The organism is Phenylobacterium sp., assembly GCF_024508875.1.
GTDB lineage: Bacteria > Pseudomonadota > Alphaproteobacteria > Caulobacterales > Caulobacteraceae > Phenylobacterium.
In genome coordinates this window covers 15,488-30,730 of sequence record NZ_JANINU010000040.1, presented here as the reverse complement: position 1 = coordinate 30,730, position 15,243 = coordinate 15,488, and the positions used below count along the sequence as shown (strand labels likewise).

Below are 15,243 nucleotides of genomic sequence, written 5' to 3'. Positions count from 1 at the left end.
GTCGTCGAAGGGCCATGAGGATCGGATTCCTGTTCAACCACGACCAGGTCCACCAGGTCGCGCACAGCCTGCCTATCGCCCTGGCGCTGGCGCGGGGCCAGGTGGACGCCGAGGTCGTGGTCGCGACCACCAACGCGCGCCTGAGCGCCGAGGTGATCCGCCTGGGCGAGGGGCTGATCGGCCCCCGGATCGAGCTCGTGGAACTCGGCCTGCGCCGGCCGCTGAGCCGCATCGCTCGCGCCACGCTTGAAGGCGTGCTGCCGGCCGCCAAGCTGGCCGTGTACGGCGACAACCTCGACTTCTTCCGTAGCCTGGACGTGCTGGTGGTGGCGGAGAAGACGTCGCTGATCCTGAAGACGCGCCACGGGCTGAAGGACCTCAAGATCGTCCACACCCGGCACGGCGCCGGCGACCGGGCTGTCGGCTTCGACAAGGCGAGCGCCGGGTTCGACCATGTACTGGTCTCGGGCCGCAAGATCTTCGACCGGCTGGTTCGCGAGGCCGGCGTCGACCCGGCGACGATCTCGGTGGTGGGGTATCCCAAGTTCGACGTCGCGACCGGGCAGGGCGTCCATCCCCTGATCGAGGACGGCCGGCCGGTGGTGCTCTACAACCCGCACCTGTCGCCCCACCTGTCGTCGTGGTTCTCCATCGGACGGCAGGTGCTGGACTGGTTCGTCGAGCACGACGACCACCACCTGATCTTCGCGCCGCACGTCATGCTGTTCGAGCGGCGCGTGGTGGTCAGCATCGACAAGCTGCGGATCGATCGGCCCGGCCACATCGACGAGCGCTACCTCCGCGCGCCCAATATCCACATCGACCTGGGCAGCCGGGCCTCGACCACGATGGCCTACACCAACCGGGCCGACATCTACCTGGGGGATGCGTCGAGCCAGGTCTACGAGTTCCTCGTCCGACCACGGCCGTGCATCTTCCTCAATCCCCGCGGCCTGCCGTGGGAGGGGGACGCGAACTTCGCCCACTGGCGGGCGGGCCGGGTGATCGGCGGCGCCGGTGAACTGGGCGAGGCCATCGCCAACGCGCAGCTGGACCACGCACGCCGCTACAGGCCCGTGCAGCAGGCGATGCTGGAGGACAGTTTCGACCTCACCGACGAGCCCTCGTCCTTGCGCGCCGCGCGGGCGGTGGCGAAATTCTGCGGCCTGTCGGCGGCGGGACTGACCGCTCCGGCGCAGCCCCTGCGTGTCGCCCATGGCTGAGCCGTCCGGGGTCGTAGCCCGCATCTACGGAAATCTTGCGCGCCTGCTGAGCGGCAAGGCCGGCGCCGGCGTGCTGAGCCTCGTCTACATGATGATCGCCGCGCGCTCGCTTGGCCGAGCCGACTACGGCGTGCTGATCCTGGTCCACACCTATGTGATGACGGTGGCGGGGATCATCGAGTTCCCCGGCTGGCACGCGGTGGTGCGCTACGGCGCCGAGACCCTGAAGCGCGGCGACGCACCCCGCCTGACCCGCCTGATGGTCTATGCCGGCGGGGTGGAGCTCGGGTGCGGCGCGCTCGCGGTCGTGGCGGCGGCGGCGCTCGCTCCGCTGGTGGGTCCGCAACTGGGCTGGCCGCCGGACGCGCTGGCCTTCGCCCTCCCGTACAGCCTCGCAGGCCTGGCCACCGTGCGGGCCACGCCGGCCGGCTACCTGCAGCTCAAGGGGAGGTTCGACCTGCTGGGCGCTCACAGCCTTGTCGCGCCGCTGGTGCGGTTGGGCGGAGCGGGCGTGGCGGCCATCGCCCACGCCGGCCTGCGCGGGTTCCTGATCGCCTGGCTGATCGCGGCCCTCTCCGAATGGGCCGCCATGTGGCTCCTCGGCGCGATGGTCGCGCGCGGTGCGCACTCCCGCCGCCACCTGGCCGACGGGCTCGCGGGCGTTCCGGCCGAGAACCCCGGGCTCTGGCGTTTCATGTGGGGCGCCAACGCCGACGTCACGCTCGCCGAGCTGGCAGGGCGGCTGACGCCCCTTGCCATCGGCTGGCTGCTCGGCCCGGCGGCGGCTGGCCTCTTTGCCATCGCCCAGCGGGCCACGACCGTGATCGCCCAGCCCGCCCAGCTTCTCGGCCAGGCGGCCTACGCCGAGCTCGCGCACCTGGTGGCCGGCGGCGGTCGCGGGCCCGGCCTGCGGCGCGTTCTGGGCCGCGCGATCCTGACGGCGGTGGCCGCGGCGGCGCCGGTCTGTCTCGGCTTGGCCGTGTTCGGCGACAAGATCGCGGTGCTGATCGGTGGCGCCGGCTTCGCGGCAGCCGGCGGCATCATGGCCTGGCTTGCCCTGGGCCGCACGATCCAGCTTGCGGCGCCGCCCATCAGCGCGGCCTTGACGGCGCTGGGTCGGCCGGGGCTTTCGGTCTGGGCCAATACCGTGGCCGCACTGGCGGTGGTGCTGATGCTTCCCGCCCTCGTCCAGGGCCTTGGCCTCGTCGGCGCGGGCGTCCAAGCCCTGCTGCAGGCCATCCTTGTCGTGGGTCTGCTCGCCGCCGCCTTGGGCCAGGCTACCCGCACTCCGCCCGTCACCCCTCATCGCGCGGAGGCCTGATGCGCATCGCCTATCTCATCAACTCGGTAGAGGGGGGCGGTGCTGCGCTGCCGGTTCCGGCCGTGACGCGGTTGATGCGCGACCATGGGGCCGAGGTCGAGGTTTTCGCGCTGACCCGCCGAGATGGCCGGGCCATCGACGCGATGGAGCGGGCAGGCCTCGCCGTGCATGTGCGCGACGGCGGCGAGAAGGACCACGTCGCCGCGTTCGACTGGCTGAAGAGGAGCCTGCGCGCCTGGAGGCCGGACCTGGTCTGGACCTCGCTGACCCGCGCCACGCTGCTCGGCCAGATCGTGGGCGGCGCCCTCGGCGTGCCCGTGGTGAGCTGGCAGCACGCCGCCTTTCTCAAGCCCGCCAACCGCCTGCTGCTCAGGGCTCGCCAGCGGCGCTCCGCGCTCTGGATTGCCGACTCGCACTGCGTGGCGGAGTTGACAGCGAAGCGTCTGGGCGTGCCGGCGGAACGCCTGGCCGTCTGGCCACTGTTCGCCGCCGACGGAGCAGCGCCGCAGGCTCGGCCCTGGCGTCCCGGCGAGCCGATCCGCCTGGGGACGCTGGGGCGTCTCCACCGGGTGAAGGGCCACGACGTGCTGCTGACGGCCTTGGCCCGGCTGAAGGCCCAGGGCTTCTGCGACCTGCCGCCGTTCGAACTGACGATTGCCGGGGAAGGGGCCGAACGCGTGGCCCTGGAAGCGCAGGTCGCCGAGCTCGGTCTCGACAACGTGCGCCTGCCCGGGTTCGCCGAGCGACCGCAGGACTTCCTCGCTGGCCTGCATCTCTATGTGCACCCCTCGCGCTCGGAGGGACTGTGCATCGCGGTGCACGAGGCGATGCAAGCCGGGCTGCCGACGGTGGTGAGCGCGGTGGGCGAGATGCCCTACAGCGTGCGCGACGGCGAGACGGGCCTGGTCGTTCCGTCCGAGGCCCCCGATGCGCTGGCCCAGGCGCTCGCCTGGCTGCTGTGCCGTCCCGAGCGTCTGGCCGGCATGGGCGTGAACGCCCGCGCCCGGGTGCTCGACCGGTTTGGGGAGGCGGCCTTCGCGCGCGCCGGCACAGAAGTCATGGCGCGCCTGCCCGGCGCCAACGGCCCAGCTGCCGTCCGACGTCAATCGCCAGTCCCGCCGGCGAGCGGTCTATCCGCTTCACGTCGAGCAGGGTGACAGGCCCGCAGGAGGACAGGGTATGCAGTCCATCCCGAAAGGGCTCGGCGGATGCCGGCGCGGCAAGGGGCGCGCCGGCCTCGGCGACGAAGCGGTCGGGCGTGAGGGTCTCGATTCGCAGCAGCCGGATCGCGCCGCCATAGGTGCGGGCGCAATCCTGGACCGGCAGGAACAGGGCGCCATCATGCCGGAAGGGCGCGCCGCCCGGGCGGCTGCTGGCGCGGTCGATGCGGACAGGGTTACCGGCGTGGGGTGTCCAGGGACCGGCCAGGCGTTCCGCCCAGGCCAGATGCAGGCGCCCCTGTTTCTCGGCTTGGGTCCCGATCGGGGCGTAGGCCATCCACCAGAGGCTGCCCTCGCGAAAGATCGTGGGATCGATGGCCGGGGTGTCCAGCTCGAAACGGCCGGTTGGCTCCCACAGGTGGGGAAAGCGGCGCGCGCGGTAGAGCGTGAAGGCGCCGGACCGGTGCGCCTCGGGCGCCATCCAGATCTCGCCTTCGGCCTCGAAGACATACGGATAGGACAGGTGCCATGGCTCGGCCAGAACGGTCGCGCGGGCCCGGACGTTCAACTCGCCGTCGAGCCGCAGGTGGTCGATCACGCCGCGCCGCGTGCGATAGTCGTAGGCCTCGGCGAACAGGTGCAGTTCACCATCGCGCCAAAGGCCGAACGGGTCTGCGAGGAAGGTAAACGACGGACCGGGCTCCAGCCAGCGGATATCGGCGTTGGCGAGAGCCTGCGGGTCGAGGCACGCCTCGACGCCCAGCCGCGCCACGCCGATGCGCCAGATGTCCTTGGCCATGGGAGAGGCCTAGCTGCGCCGCTCGTGTTCGGCAACGCACCGTTGGCTCGCCGCGCATTGCTGGGCGGTTTGGCGGCCCTGGCCTCGGCGCCCGCGCTGGCCGCGGCTCGCGCCCTGGAGCCGGCGGGATTCGTGGCCCTGGGCGACTGGGGACGGCATGGTGACCCCGTGCAGTCGGCGGTCGCGCGGGGGCTGTCGTCGGCGGCGCGCGAGGTCGCCAGCCGGTTCGTCATCGCCGCCGGCGACAACTTTTATCCCGGCGGCGTCGCCTCGGTGCGAGACCCGCACTGGAAGGACTCGTTCGAGGGCGTCTACGTCGATCCGGGCCTGCAGACGCCGTGGTTCGCGGCGCTTGGCAATCATGACTATCGCGGGGTCCCCGACGCCCAGGTGGCCTACACCCGGCTCAGCCGGCGGTGGCGGATGCCCGCGCGGTACTATCAGGCCTCGGGCGCGGCCGTCGGCATTCCAGATCTCGACCTGTTCGTGCTCGATACCTCGCCGCTGGTCGATGACGCCAACCTCGACGAGCGCGTGCAGCAGCTCTGCCGCGGGCACTGGTGGGCGGAGGAAGCCGAACCCCAGATCGCCTGGCTGCGGAACGCGCTAGCGCGGTCGCGAGCACGCTGGAAGATCGTGGTCGGGCACCACCCGATCTATTCGGGCGCCCACGGCGACTCGCCGGTCCTGATTGCGCGGGTCGCCCCATTGCTCGAGGCGTTCGGGGTCCAGGCCTACATCAACGGCCACGACCACGACCTGCAGCACATCCGGCGGGGCGCGGTCGACTACATCTGCACGGGCGCGGGATCCGACGGGGGGCGCGTGCGCCCCATCCCCGGCACCCGCTTCTGCCTCGGCCGGCCGGGCTTTGCCGCCTTCCGCCTCGGAGCCGAGACGCTGGATCTGCAGTTCCGGGACGCGGGCGGTCGCGTCCTGTACGCCGCGGCGATCCCCAGGACGCGGCAGGCCTAGGGGCCCTAGCCGGACGATCCCTTGCGCTCAGTGGCGGGGCGCGGGCGCCCTGGTGATCGGCGGCCACATGCTAGCCGCCCTGCTGCGCCCCGAGCGCAACGTTCGGCGAACGCGGGGCAGTATCCCGCTAGTCCTGTCTTGCTCTGCCCCGCCCGCGACACCATCTGCCGTCGAGCGGAAGGCAGGGGACGGCCGGTGCGGGCGCGCAAAGCCGGGGGACGGCGGGCGGTTCGCTCCTTCAATCTTGAAAGGTTTCGTTCAAGATTGAAGGGAATGCTTCTCCAGCCGAAGATTCGGAAGGGGACGCCATGGGCGCTGTCATTGAGGAGCATCCCGAGGTCCAGGTCTTCGACGAGATCAGCCTGATCGAGCACGGTGTGCGGACGGCGATCTCGCGGGCCCTGCCGGTGGGACTCACTTACCCGCAGTACGAGGTGCTGAACCTCATCGCCCGGCGGGGCGAGGACCTGACGCCAGCCAGCATCGCGCAGGCGCTGAAGATGACGCCCGGCGCCATCACCAACACGCTGCAGCGGCTGGAGCGGACGGGGCTGGTCGCCGTCGAGGGCTGCTCTGCCGACCGGCGCAAGAAGCGTGTGCGGATCACCGGCGGCGGGTGGGAAGCCTATGGCCGCGCCATGGCGGCGATACGGCCCAAGGCGGAGAAGCTGCGCGAGGGCTTCACCCAGAAGGAGTTCCGCGAGGCGCTGCCGTTCCTGAAGGCGCTGCGCGTCTGGATGAGCGAGATTCCGTAGGGGACTGCTTCGGTGGCTTGACCGCGGCGTCCGGCGCGCGCGACGTCTACGGACGATGGACGAGACCCACGAGCCGCTCGCGCGGGAAGCCGGACTGCATCGTAGCCTGACCAGCGGCCAGCTCTCGATGATCGCCATCGGCGGCGCGATCGGCACGGGCCTGTTCCTGGGCAGCGGCTTCGCCATCGGCATTGCGGGGCCGTCGGTGCTGGTGAGCTACGCCATCGGCGGCGTGATCGCCCTGCTGCTGATGGGCGCCCTGGCTGAGATGACCGTGGCGCAGCCGACCGCCGGATCGTTCGGCGTCTATGCCGAGGAGTTCCTCGGGCCCCTGGCCGGATTCCTCGTCCGCTACGCCTACTGGTCCTGCCTGGTGCTGGCGGTGGGGACGGAGGTGACCGCGGTCGCGCTCTACATGAAGTTCTGGCTGCCGGACGCGCCCGGCTGGTGGTGGGTGGCGGGCTTCTCGGCTGGGCTGGTGGCGATCAACGCCGTGAGCGTGCGCGTGTTCGGGACGCTGGAGTACGTCTTCTCGCTCATCAAGGTCGTGGCCATCGTGGCCTTCGTCGTCCTCGGTGCGGCTGTGGTGTTCGGCGCGAGGCCGGAGTCCGGCATCGGCTTCTCGAACTATGTGGCGCACGGCGGCTTCCTGCCCAACGGGGCGTGGGGCATGTGGGTGGCGGTGATCCTGGCGATCTTCAGCTACCTCTCCATCGAGGTGATCGCGGTGGGGCGGGCGAGGCAAGCGAGCCCCGGCGGGCGGTGATCCGGGCGTTCCGGGCCACCCTGTTCCGGCTGGTGGTCTTCTACTTGGCGAGCCTGGCCCTGATGCTGGCGATCATGCCGTGGACCCAGGCGGCGGCTGGCGGCAGTCCGTTCGTCCGCGTGATGGCGGCCACCGGCGTGCCGGGCGCCGCGGGGATCATGAACTTCGTGATCCTGATCGCCGCACTGTCGGCCATGAACAGCCAGCTCTACGCGGCGACGCGGATGATGTTCTCGCTGGCGCGCGCGGGGGAGGCGCCGTCGGTGCTGGGCAGGCTGAACCGCCTGGGCGCGCCGGTCTGGGCGCTGATGCTCTCCAGCGTTGGCGTAGCGGTGGCGGGGGCGTTGAACGCGCTCTGGCCGCAGCAGGCCTTCACCCTGATGATCTCGGTGTCGATGTTCGGCGCCATGTTCACCTGGATGATGATCTTCGTCACGCACCTCGCCTTCCGCCGGCGAGTCGCCGCCGACACGCTGGCGTTCCGCATGTGGGGCCATCCCTGGGGCAGCCTCGCGGGCGCCGGCCTGATGGCGGCCATCCTGGCGACCACGGCCTTCACGGAGCCGTTCCGGCTGACGCTGGCCTACGGACTGCCGGCCTTGGCGCTGGCGACGGGCGCCTACATCCTCGGAGTCCGGAAGCGCGGCTAAAGCCCCTTGGCCTTGGCGACGTTGGTCTTCGGGATGGCGATCTGGAACGCGCCGCCCATCTTCGCCTTGTCGCTGGCGGTCTCGGACCAGGCGGCGACGAAGGACACCGGTGTCGGACCCGCCGGATCGCCGACCGCCAAGGTCCAGGCGCGACCCTCCAGCCCCTTCGCTAGCACAGCGCGCAGGTCGAGGTCGTCTTCGGGCGGCTTGCCCGGCGGCTTCAACAGGGCGTGCAGGACGAGAGCGTCGGCGCGCGGCGCGACCACGGCCAGCGACCCGTCGGCCGGCAAATCCTTCAGCGCGGCCAGAAAGCCGGAGAGGATTGTCCGCGCCCGCGTGGTGCGCCGGTCGCCGCCCGCCCAACCCATCGGCTCACCCAGGCCCGTGCGCACGAACGCCCAGCCGCCGTTGCGGTGGGCGGCGTCGTGGCTGGCGGCGATCCAGAGCTTGATGGCCGTCACTTGGCCTCGGCATAGAGCTTCACCAGGCGGTAGCTGAACTCGCGCGCGTCCAGCAGCGACTTCACGCCGATCCGCTCGTTCAGGCCGTGCAGGCGGCCGAGGTCGGGATCGTAGAAGATGCCCGAGACGCCATAGGTCGGGATGCCTACCGCAATCAGCGGACCCGCGTCGGTGCCGCCGGCCTGCAGCACGGGCACCACGGGGATGCCGGGCCACATCTGGTTCGACACCTTCTCGATCGGCCCGACCACCTGGGGCGTCAGCGGCGGGGCGGTCTTCTCGCCGCGGCCCTTGGGCGGCTGGGAGACCTCGACCTTGGCGTCGCCCACGGCCTTGATCAGCGCGTCGCGCACGGCGGCCGGGGATTCGCCCGGGAAGATGCGGCAATTGATCGTGGCGTTGGCGCGCTGGGGCAGGGCGTTCTGCGCGTGGCCGCCCGAGATCTGGGTGGCGACGCAGGTGGTGCGCAGGATGGCGTTGTAGTTGGCGTCCTTGCTGAGCGTGGCGTTGGCCGCGGCGTCATTCGGGTTCGCGACGATCGCGGTCATGGCCGCGCCCATCTCGCCGCCCACGATCGGGGCCATCTTCGAGAAGTAGGCCTTGGTCGTGTCGTTCATCTGGACGGGGAACTGGTAGGCGGCGACGCCGTCGATGGCCCGGGCCAATTGGTAGATAGCGTTGTCCGGCACCGGGCGCGACGAGTGGCCGCCGGGATTGGTCGCTTCGAGCCGGAAGCTCACCGAGCTCTTCTCGCCGGCCTGGATGTTGTGGACCACCGGCTTGCCGCCAGCCACGTCCAGCGCACCGCCGGCGCCCTCGTTCAGGGCAAAGGCCGCGTCGATCAGGTCGCGTCGGTTGGCCGCCAGCCAGGCCGCGCCGTTGACCTGGCCGCCGCCCTCCTCGCCGCAGGTCAGGGCTACCTTGATGGCGTGGCGGGGCTTGTAGCCCTCCTGCTTCAGGCGGATCAGCAGGTCGGTCCAGATGGCGGCCTGGGCTTTGTCGTCGGATGCGCCGCGCGCGTAGAAGTAGCCGTTCTCCTCAACCAGGGTGAACGGATCGCGCTCCCAATCCTCGCGTTTGGCCTCGACCACGTCGATGTGGGCCAGCAGCAGGATCGCCTTGGCCTTCGGGTCCTTGCCGGGCAGCACGGCCACCAGGCCGCCGTCCTTGGGCTTGTCGGGCGGGGTGAAGAGGGTGATGTCGCTGTCGGCGAATCCGGCGGACTTCAGGCGCGCGGCCATCCGCTCGGCGGCCAAGGTGCAGCTCCCGGCAGAGAAGGTCGTGTTGGTCTCGACCAACTCCTTGTACAGCGCCCGGAAGGCGGGCTCGCCGGGTTGCGGCTTCGGCGTCTGCGCGTGGGCCGCGCCGGCGAGCATGGTGGTGGCGGCCAGGACCGCGGCGAACCTGAACATCGATAACCCTCCCGGAGAGGGCCGGACTATTCCACCGGCGCACCGCCGATCACAAGACCCGCCGCTAGCTTCCCGCCACCGCCGCGAACATCTCCTGCGACAGCCGCCCGCTCATGCCCTCGGTGGAGGTGTTGGTCATCAGAACGAAGCTGGTGTCGCCGGCCACGAACCAGCTGTGCCCATAGACCCCACCCCACATCCAGGCGCCGGCCGGCAGGGGCGAGCCCGAGGCCGCGGGGTCCAGCATCACCGCGCCGCCGAAGCCAAAGCCCCAGCCCGGACCGCTGGTGACAATGGCGTGCCCGCCGGTCTGGTTGGTGCGCATGGCTTGTGCGGTCTCGGCGCCGACGAGGGGCCCGCCGCCGGTGCGGATCGCTTCGAGGAAGGTCAGGAAGTCGGGCGCACTGCAAACCATGCCGGCTCCGCCGGAGGGGAACGAGCCCGGGTCGAAGATGCGGTCGGGCGCGAAGCGGATGCCGGAGAGTTCTGCGAAGGGGACGGTGTAGGTCGCGCCCATCCGGACCGGCGGCGGGCCGTCGGCATAGGCCGTGGCGAGCCGGCCGCGGTCGCTGACCGAGAAGCCGGTGTCCGCCATGCCCAGCTTGCGGGTGACGCGCTCGGCCACCACCTCGCCCAGCGGTCGGCCGGCGGCCTCTTGCATGGCGGCGCCCAGCACGTCCATGCCCACCGAATAGAGCCACGCGGCGCCGGGTGGGAAGAAAAGGCCTGCCTCGCTGATCCGCGCGAGGTTCTCCTCGAACGACAGGCCCGGCTGGTCCATGCCGTCGGACACGCCCAGCTTGAGGTAAGGGCCGTCGTTCGGCTGCATGAAGCCGTAGGACAAGCCGGCGGTGTGGGTCAGCAGGTGGCGCAACGTGATCGTCGGCGGCTGGCCATCCCATCTGGGCTGGAAGGCCGGCAAATACCGCGTCACCGGATCGTCCAGGCCGATCGTCCCGTCCTCGACCATCGAGAGGGCGGCGGCGGTGACGATGGGCTTTGTCAGGGACGAGGCGCGGAAGATGGCGCCCAACGTCATCGGTCGGGCGGATTCGACGTCGGCCTGGCCGGCGGCGCGGGCGTAGGCGAGGTTCCCGTCCTTCGCCACCAGGGCCACCGCGCCCGCGACCCGGCCCTCGGCCAGGGCGGCGTCGATGATGGGGTCCAGCCGTTCGGCCAGGGCGGTATCCGGCCGGTCTTTGATCTGGCCCATGGACGTCTCCTCGCTATCGTTGGATCGCAGCTAGCCTGCCGACGCCGCGTCATTCAACCGAACTGCGGCGTCCGGCGTTCGATACGGCGAAGGAGAAGCGATGCCCGACGCCCTGCACGTGGTCTGCCCAAATTGCGACGCCACCAACCGGCTCGCGCCCGCCCGCCTCGGCGACGGCGCGAAATGCGGGAAGTGCGGGAAGCCGCTGTTCACCGGCGAGCCGGTGGCGCTGGACGGCGCGCGCTTCGAAAAGCACCTGGCGAGGAGCGATCTGCCCCTGGTGGTGGACTTCTGGGCGGCCTGGTGCGGGCCGTGCCGGGCGGTGGCCCCGATCTTCGCGCGGGCGGCCGCCGATCTGGAGCCGCGGGCGCGGTTCATCAAGGTGGACGTCGACGCCAACCCGGAACTCGCCGGCCGCTTCCGGGTGCAGGGCATCCCGGCCCTGTTCTGCTTCAAGGACGGCAAGGTCGCCGCCCAGCAGGCCGGCCTATCGGACCCTGGCGTGTTCCGCCGCTGGGTGGAGCAGTTCGGAGCGGCCGCTTAGGCCTGTGCGGTTCGCCGTCGGCGCAACGCCGCGCCCACCATGCCGAAGCCGGCGATCATAAGGGCCCAGGTAGCGGGTTCGGGCACGGCTGCGATGTCGCCGTCGTGAACCAACCAGACGTACGAGACCGCATCACGACCCTGTCTGGGCGCGCGCGGGTTCTGGTTGCCGTCGTCGAAGGTGAAGGCCCAGTAGATGTCGTCGTTCACGACCTTCGTGTCGGTCCAGTAGAAGTCGAGCTGCAGGTTGGCGAACGGCCCCTTGTCCGGCCCGCCGACGAGGTCGGGAAGGCCGTAGTTCGGGTTGAACTCGCAAGGTCCGGGGCCCACCAGCACGCAGCGCGGCTGGCCGCCGAGGTTGGCGTAGTACATCCAGCCGAGCTCGGAATAGATGCCGCTGTCCTCAGGCGTGCCCCAGCCCGTCCCGACGGCGCCCTGGCCGTTCGGAACCTGGCCCCCGGCGCCGGGCAGAAGCGGGTCGTAGTCGCCCACGTCCGGGCCGAGGGTGGGGAGGCGCCAGTCGGAATAGAGGACCTTCGTCGCCTCGTTGAAGTAGAGGTAGCCGTCCGCGAGATAGCTGGCCCCCTGCTGGCTGACGAGGCCGGTGTCGCTGAAGCCGATTGTCTTGGCGTAGTTGGCGTCGCCCATCCAGGTGATGTCGAGGACGGTGTCGTAGTAGAACCCGCCCGGGCGCGCGAGCAGGGCGGCCGAGGCCGGCGTGGCAAGGCAGGCGGCGGCGGTGACCGCAGCGGCGAACGCAAGACGCATAGGAAAAACCCTCGAACCCGAAGCCGTGACAACCCTGCGCGCGAGGCTAGCGGCGGACCGCGCGCGGCGGTTGTGCGGCTGCGTCAAAGAGTTGTCCGCCAGCGTCAGACTTTAGGAGAGGTTTCGCAGCGCCGTCTTGTAGACATCGGCCAGGCTGCCGGGTTCGGCCACGTGCGGCATGACGCCCGCGACCTGCCGGCGAACCTCGGAGGGCGCATAGCCAAACGTGTCGCGGAAGACGCGGCTCAGGTGGGCGTTGTCCGGGAAGCCGTAAGCGTAGCCCAGCTCGGCCACGCTCCGCGGCTCGGTGGCGTCGGACAGGCGGCTGTGCAGCGCCAGCAGGCGTCGCCGTCGGTCATAGGCCAGCACGCCGCCGTCGCCCTTGAACGCCCGCGCCAGGGACGCGCGGCTCAGACCCAGCTCGTGGCAGAGATGGTCCAGGTCGAAGCGGCCCATGGGCTGGCTCTCGATGTAGCGGATCACCTTCAGCCGGACGGGCTGGCGGCCGTCGGTGGGATCGATGCGGGGCGGCATGCCGACGAGCGCGTTGGCGAGCAGGTCGCGGATAACGCGCGCCATGGGCGGGCCGCTGGTGGCCGGCATCTCGGGAAGCTGGCGCGCCAGAGCGGCGACGAAGTCGATCAGCACCTTGACCGCCGGCGTCTGGGGCAGGGGGCCGTGGACGTCCACCGGCGGCAGGGCCTCGTCCAGGAACCAGCGGGCGATCTGGATCTGGATGGTGTGGTTCTCGGTGGCATGCATGGTTTCGGGCCGCCGCAGGTCGGTCAGGCTGGCCCCTGGCGCCTCTACGACCAGGTCGCCCCCGGGGCGCGGGAAGCGCATGGCGCCGTCCAGCAGCACCACCAGGGAATAGTGGTCGGCGGGCGTGGCGCGGACCATCGCCTCGTCGCGCTCGAACGAGAAGGCGCCTAGCCGGTGGTCCGAGATCAGCAGCGGGTCCATCATCCAGAAGCGGACCTTGGCGAGGAACGGTCCGCCATCGACTGGCCGCGTGCAGCGCGAATTGGCGACGTGGGCCGCGAAGGCGTCGAACTGCTCGGCTTCGGGCAGCTCGGAGGCGTCGAACGCGAAGGTCGGCAGGAGCGCGGGCGGGGACTGCGTCATGGCTCTCGGAACAGCACGCGGGAGCGGCCGGGGGCGTCTTGGCGTCACCGTCTCAAGGCTTTGGGCAGGGCGCAAGGCCGACGGCGCCTGACGTGCGGCGGCGAAGGCGATTGCCCTCCCTAGCGTCTGCGCCGGATAATAGGCCTGAACGAGTTGGGGGTTGGGCGTTGCGCGACGGGATCGAACAGGGCGGCTGGGAAAGCCATCGGCCGAAGCTCGTCTATCCGTTCGAGAAGGGGCCGGGGATCGGCGAGGCCATCGATATCGCGCCTGGCGTGAAGTGGCTGCGCATGCCGTTGGGCGGGGCGCTGGCGTTCATCAACGTGTGGGCCATCGAGGAAGATGGCGGCTGGGCCATCGTCGACACCGGCATCGGCGGGATCGAGAGCCGCAACGCGTGGCGCGCGGCGTTGAAGGGCCCGCTGGAGGGCAAACCGGTGACGCGGGTGTTCGTCACTCACATGCACCCCGACCACATCGGCATGTCGGGCTACCTGACGCGCAAGTTCGACGCGCGGCTGTGGATCACCCGGCTGGAGTTCGTCACCTGCCGCTCGCTGGCGGCGGACACCGGCCGCGAGGCGCCCGCCGACGCGCTGGCCTTCTTCAAGGCCGCCGGCTGGGACGAAGACGCGCTGGAGAACTACCGCGCCAAGTTCGGTGGCTTCGGCCGCGGCCTCTACGCCCTGCCCGACAGCTTCCATCGGCTCAACGATGGCGACGAGGTGAAGATCGGCGGCCACGTCTGGCGCGTGGTGGTCGGTTCGGGCCACAGCCCGGAGCACGCCAGCCTGCACTGCCCGGACCTGAAGCTGATGATCTCGGGCGACCAGGTTCTGCCGAAGATATCGTCGAACGTGTCGGTGTTCCCGACCGAGCCGGACGGCGACCCGCTGACCGACTGGATCACGTCGCTGAAGCGCATCAAGGACAAGGTGCCCGACGACGTGCTGGTGCTGCCGGCGCACAACGATCCCTTCCACGGCCTGCACGCGCGGATCGACCACCTCGTGAACGGGCACGAGCGAGGGCTGGTGCGCCTGCACGAGCTGTTGGCGGAGCCCAAGCGGGTGGTGGACGTGTTCCACGTGCTGTTCCGCCGGCCGATCAACGAGCACCTGCTCGGACTGGCGACGGGCGAGAGCCTGGCGCACCTCAACTGCCTGATTGCGCGAGGCCAGGCGGTGCGCGAGCGCGACGAGAACGGGATCGACTGGTACCGGGCGGCGGCCTAGGTTCGGCGCAGGGCGGAAACACTCGAAGCAGGGAGGGCTGCGGCCGAAAACGGAATGACGGATCACATTTTGAGCGAGGTCGAGGGCGGCGTGCTGACCCTGACCATCAATCGTCCCGACAAGAAGAACGCCCTGACCCGCGCCATGTACCAGGGGCTGGGCGACGGCATCGACCGCGCCAGCGAGGATCCGTCCATTCGCTGCGTGCTCATCCAGGCCAACGGCGACATCTTCACCGCGGGCAACGACCTGGGCGACTTCGCTGCGGTGAACTCGGGCGATCCCAAGGCCAACGCGGCGCGCGAGGGCGGCAACCCGCTGCTGGCGGCGCTCGCCCGCGCCAAGACGCCGATCGTGGCGGCCGTCCACGGCCGGGCCGTGGGCGTCGGGGTGACGATGCTGCTGCATTGCGACCTGGTCTATGTCGCCGAGGACGCGCTGCTCACCACTCCGTTCGTGAACCTGGCCCTGGTGCCGGAAGCCGCGTCGTCGATGCTGCTGCCCCAGCGGATCGGCCATGCGCGGGCGTTCTCGATGTTCGTGCTGAACGAGGCGGTCGACGGCAAGACCGCCGCGGCCTGGGGCATCGCCAACGCCGCCGTGCCGGCGGGCGAGCTCCGCGCCAAGGCCCGCGCCGCCGCCGAGGCGGTGGCCGCCCGTGCGCCGACCGCGGTGAAGGCGACCAAGGGCCTGATGCGCAGCCCGGCGGCGATCAGCGCCAAGATGGAGGAGGAGGGTAAGATCTTCGCCGCCCAGCTCCGCTCGGCGGAGACCAAGGAGGCCCTGGCGGCGTTCGCCGAGAAGCGCGCGCCCGACTTCAGCAAGGTGAGCGCCTGA

General features: G+C 70.7%; 16 protein-coding genes. 10 read left to right on the top strand and 6 right to left on the bottom strand.

Annotation, left to right across the window (positions count from 1 at the left end; genetic code table 11):
- Positions 1–14: 14 nt before the first annotated feature.
- From Q0L11_RS04475 to Q0L11_RS04465, 3 genes are read left to right on the top strand one after another with little or no spacing between them, the layout of a single operon-like run.
- Complete coding sequence (locus tag Q0L11_RS04475; RefSeq protein WP_296595662.1) at positions 15–1,223, top strand: hypothetical protein; 1,209 nt, start codon at positions 15–17, stop codon at positions 1,221–1,223.
- Complete coding sequence (locus Q0L11_RS04470; protein ID WP_296595661.1) at positions 1,216–2,544, top strand: lipopolysaccharide biosynthesis protein; 1,329 nt, start codon at positions 1,216–1,218, stop codon at positions 2,542–2,544. Before Q0L11_RS04475 ends, Q0L11_RS04470 begins: the two co-directional genes overlap by 8 nt.
- Entirely contained in the window at positions 2,544–3,701 is a 1,158-nt protein-coding gene (locus Q0L11_RS04465; protein ID WP_296595660.1) for a glycosyltransferase family 4 protein, read from the top strand. Before Q0L11_RS04470 ends, Q0L11_RS04465 begins: the two co-directional genes overlap by 1 nt.
- On the opposite strand, the gene Q0L11_RS04460 is transcribed toward Q0L11_RS04465, so the two are convergent.
- Positions 3,601–4,503, bottom strand: coding sequence for a hypothetical protein (locus tag Q0L11_RS04460; RefSeq protein WP_296595659.1), 903 nt, complete (start codon positions 4,501–4,503; stop codon positions 3,601–3,603). The genes Q0L11_RS04465 and Q0L11_RS04460 overlap by 101 nt on opposite strands.
- A 42-nt stretch (positions 4,504–4,545) precedes the next feature.
- Here Q0L11_RS04460 and Q0L11_RS04455 point away from each other — a divergent pair, with 42 nt between their 5' ends.
- The 4 genes from Q0L11_RS04455 to Q0L11_RS04440 all read left to right on the top strand — a co-directional run bounded on the left by Q0L11_RS04455 (position 4,546) and on the right by Q0L11_RS04440 (position 7,649).
- On the top strand, positions 4,546–5,478 hold the full coding sequence (locus tag Q0L11_RS04455; RefSeq protein WP_296595658.1) for a tartrate-resistant acid phosphatase type 5 family protein: 933 nt from the start codon (positions 4,546–4,548) through the stop codon (positions 5,476–5,478).
- A gap of 308 nt (positions 5,479–5,786) precedes the next feature.
- Complete coding sequence (locus Q0L11_RS04450; RefSeq protein WP_296595657.1) at positions 5,787–6,233, top strand: MarR family transcriptional regulator; 447 nt, start codon at positions 5,787–5,789, stop codon at positions 6,231–6,233.
- A 55-nt stretch (positions 6,234–6,288) separates the two neighbouring features.
- The gene (locus Q0L11_RS04445) at positions 6,289–6,999 is read left to right on the top strand and encodes an amino acid permease (RefSeq protein ID WP_296595656.1); all 711 of its coding nucleotides are present in this window, start codon (positions 6,289–6,291) and stop codon (positions 6,997–6,999) included.
- Complete coding sequence (locus tag Q0L11_RS04440) at positions 6,996–7,649, top strand: amino acid permease (protein ID WP_296595655.1); 654 nt, start codon at positions 6,996–6,998, stop codon at positions 7,647–7,649. The genes Q0L11_RS04445 and Q0L11_RS04440 overlap by 4 nt, the downstream gene beginning before the upstream one ends.
- On the opposite strand, the gene Q0L11_RS04435 is transcribed toward Q0L11_RS04440, so the two are convergent.
- From Q0L11_RS04435 to Q0L11_RS04425, 3 genes are all read right to left on the bottom strand, one after another.
- The gene (locus Q0L11_RS04435; RefSeq protein WP_296595653.1) at positions 7,646–8,110 is read right to left on the bottom strand and encodes a hypothetical protein; all 465 of its coding nucleotides are present in this window, start codon (positions 8,108–8,110) and stop codon (positions 7,646–7,648) included. The genes Q0L11_RS04440 and Q0L11_RS04435 overlap by 4 nt on opposite strands.
- Positions 8,107–9,522 (bottom strand): M20/M25/M40 family metallo-hydrolase, encoded by a 1,416-nt coding sequence (locus Q0L11_RS04430; RefSeq protein ID WP_296595652.1) that lies wholly within the window; start codon positions 9,520–9,522, stop codon positions 8,107–8,109. Before Q0L11_RS04430 ends, Q0L11_RS04435 begins: the two co-directional genes overlap by 4 nt.
- Positions 9,523–9,586: 64 nt before the next feature.
- The gene (locus tag Q0L11_RS04425) at positions 9,587–10,735 is read right to left on the bottom strand and encodes a serine hydrolase (protein ID WP_296595651.1); all 1,149 of its coding nucleotides are present in this window, start codon (positions 10,733–10,735) and stop codon (positions 9,587–9,589) included.
- A 100-nt stretch (positions 10,736–10,835) separates the two neighbouring features.
- On the opposite strand from Q0L11_RS04425, the gene trxC reads away from it, so the two are divergent.
- Positions 10,836–11,279 (top strand): thioredoxin TrxC, encoded by a 444-nt coding sequence (gene trxC, locus Q0L11_RS04420; protein ID WP_296595650.1) that lies wholly within the window; start codon positions 10,836–10,838, stop codon positions 11,277–11,279.
- Here the strand turns inward: trxC and Q0L11_RS04415 are convergent.
- Entirely contained in the window at positions 11,276–12,046 is a 771-nt protein-coding gene (locus Q0L11_RS04415; protein ID WP_296595649.1) for a PEPxxWA-CTERM sorting domain-containing protein, read from the bottom strand. The genes trxC and Q0L11_RS04415 overlap by 4 nt on opposite strands.
- Before the next feature lie 111 nt (positions 12,047–12,157).
- Positions 12,158–13,171 (bottom strand): AraC family transcriptional regulator, encoded by a 1,014-nt coding sequence (locus Q0L11_RS04410; RefSeq protein ID WP_296595648.1) that lies wholly within the window; start codon positions 13,169–13,171, stop codon positions 12,158–12,160.
- A 167-nt stretch (positions 13,172–13,338) separates the two neighbouring features.
- Here Q0L11_RS04410 and Q0L11_RS04405 point away from each other — a divergent pair, with 167 nt between their 5' ends.
- The gene (locus Q0L11_RS04405; RefSeq protein WP_296595647.1) at positions 13,339–14,406 is read left to right on the top strand and encodes an MBL fold metallo-hydrolase; all 1,068 of its coding nucleotides are present in this window, start codon (positions 13,339–13,341) and stop codon (positions 14,404–14,406) included.
- A gap of 54 nt (positions 14,407–14,460) precedes the next feature.
- Complete coding sequence (locus tag Q0L11_RS04400; RefSeq protein WP_296595646.1) at positions 14,461–15,243, top strand: enoyl-CoA hydratase-related protein; 783 nt, start codon at positions 14,461–14,463, stop codon at positions 15,241–15,243.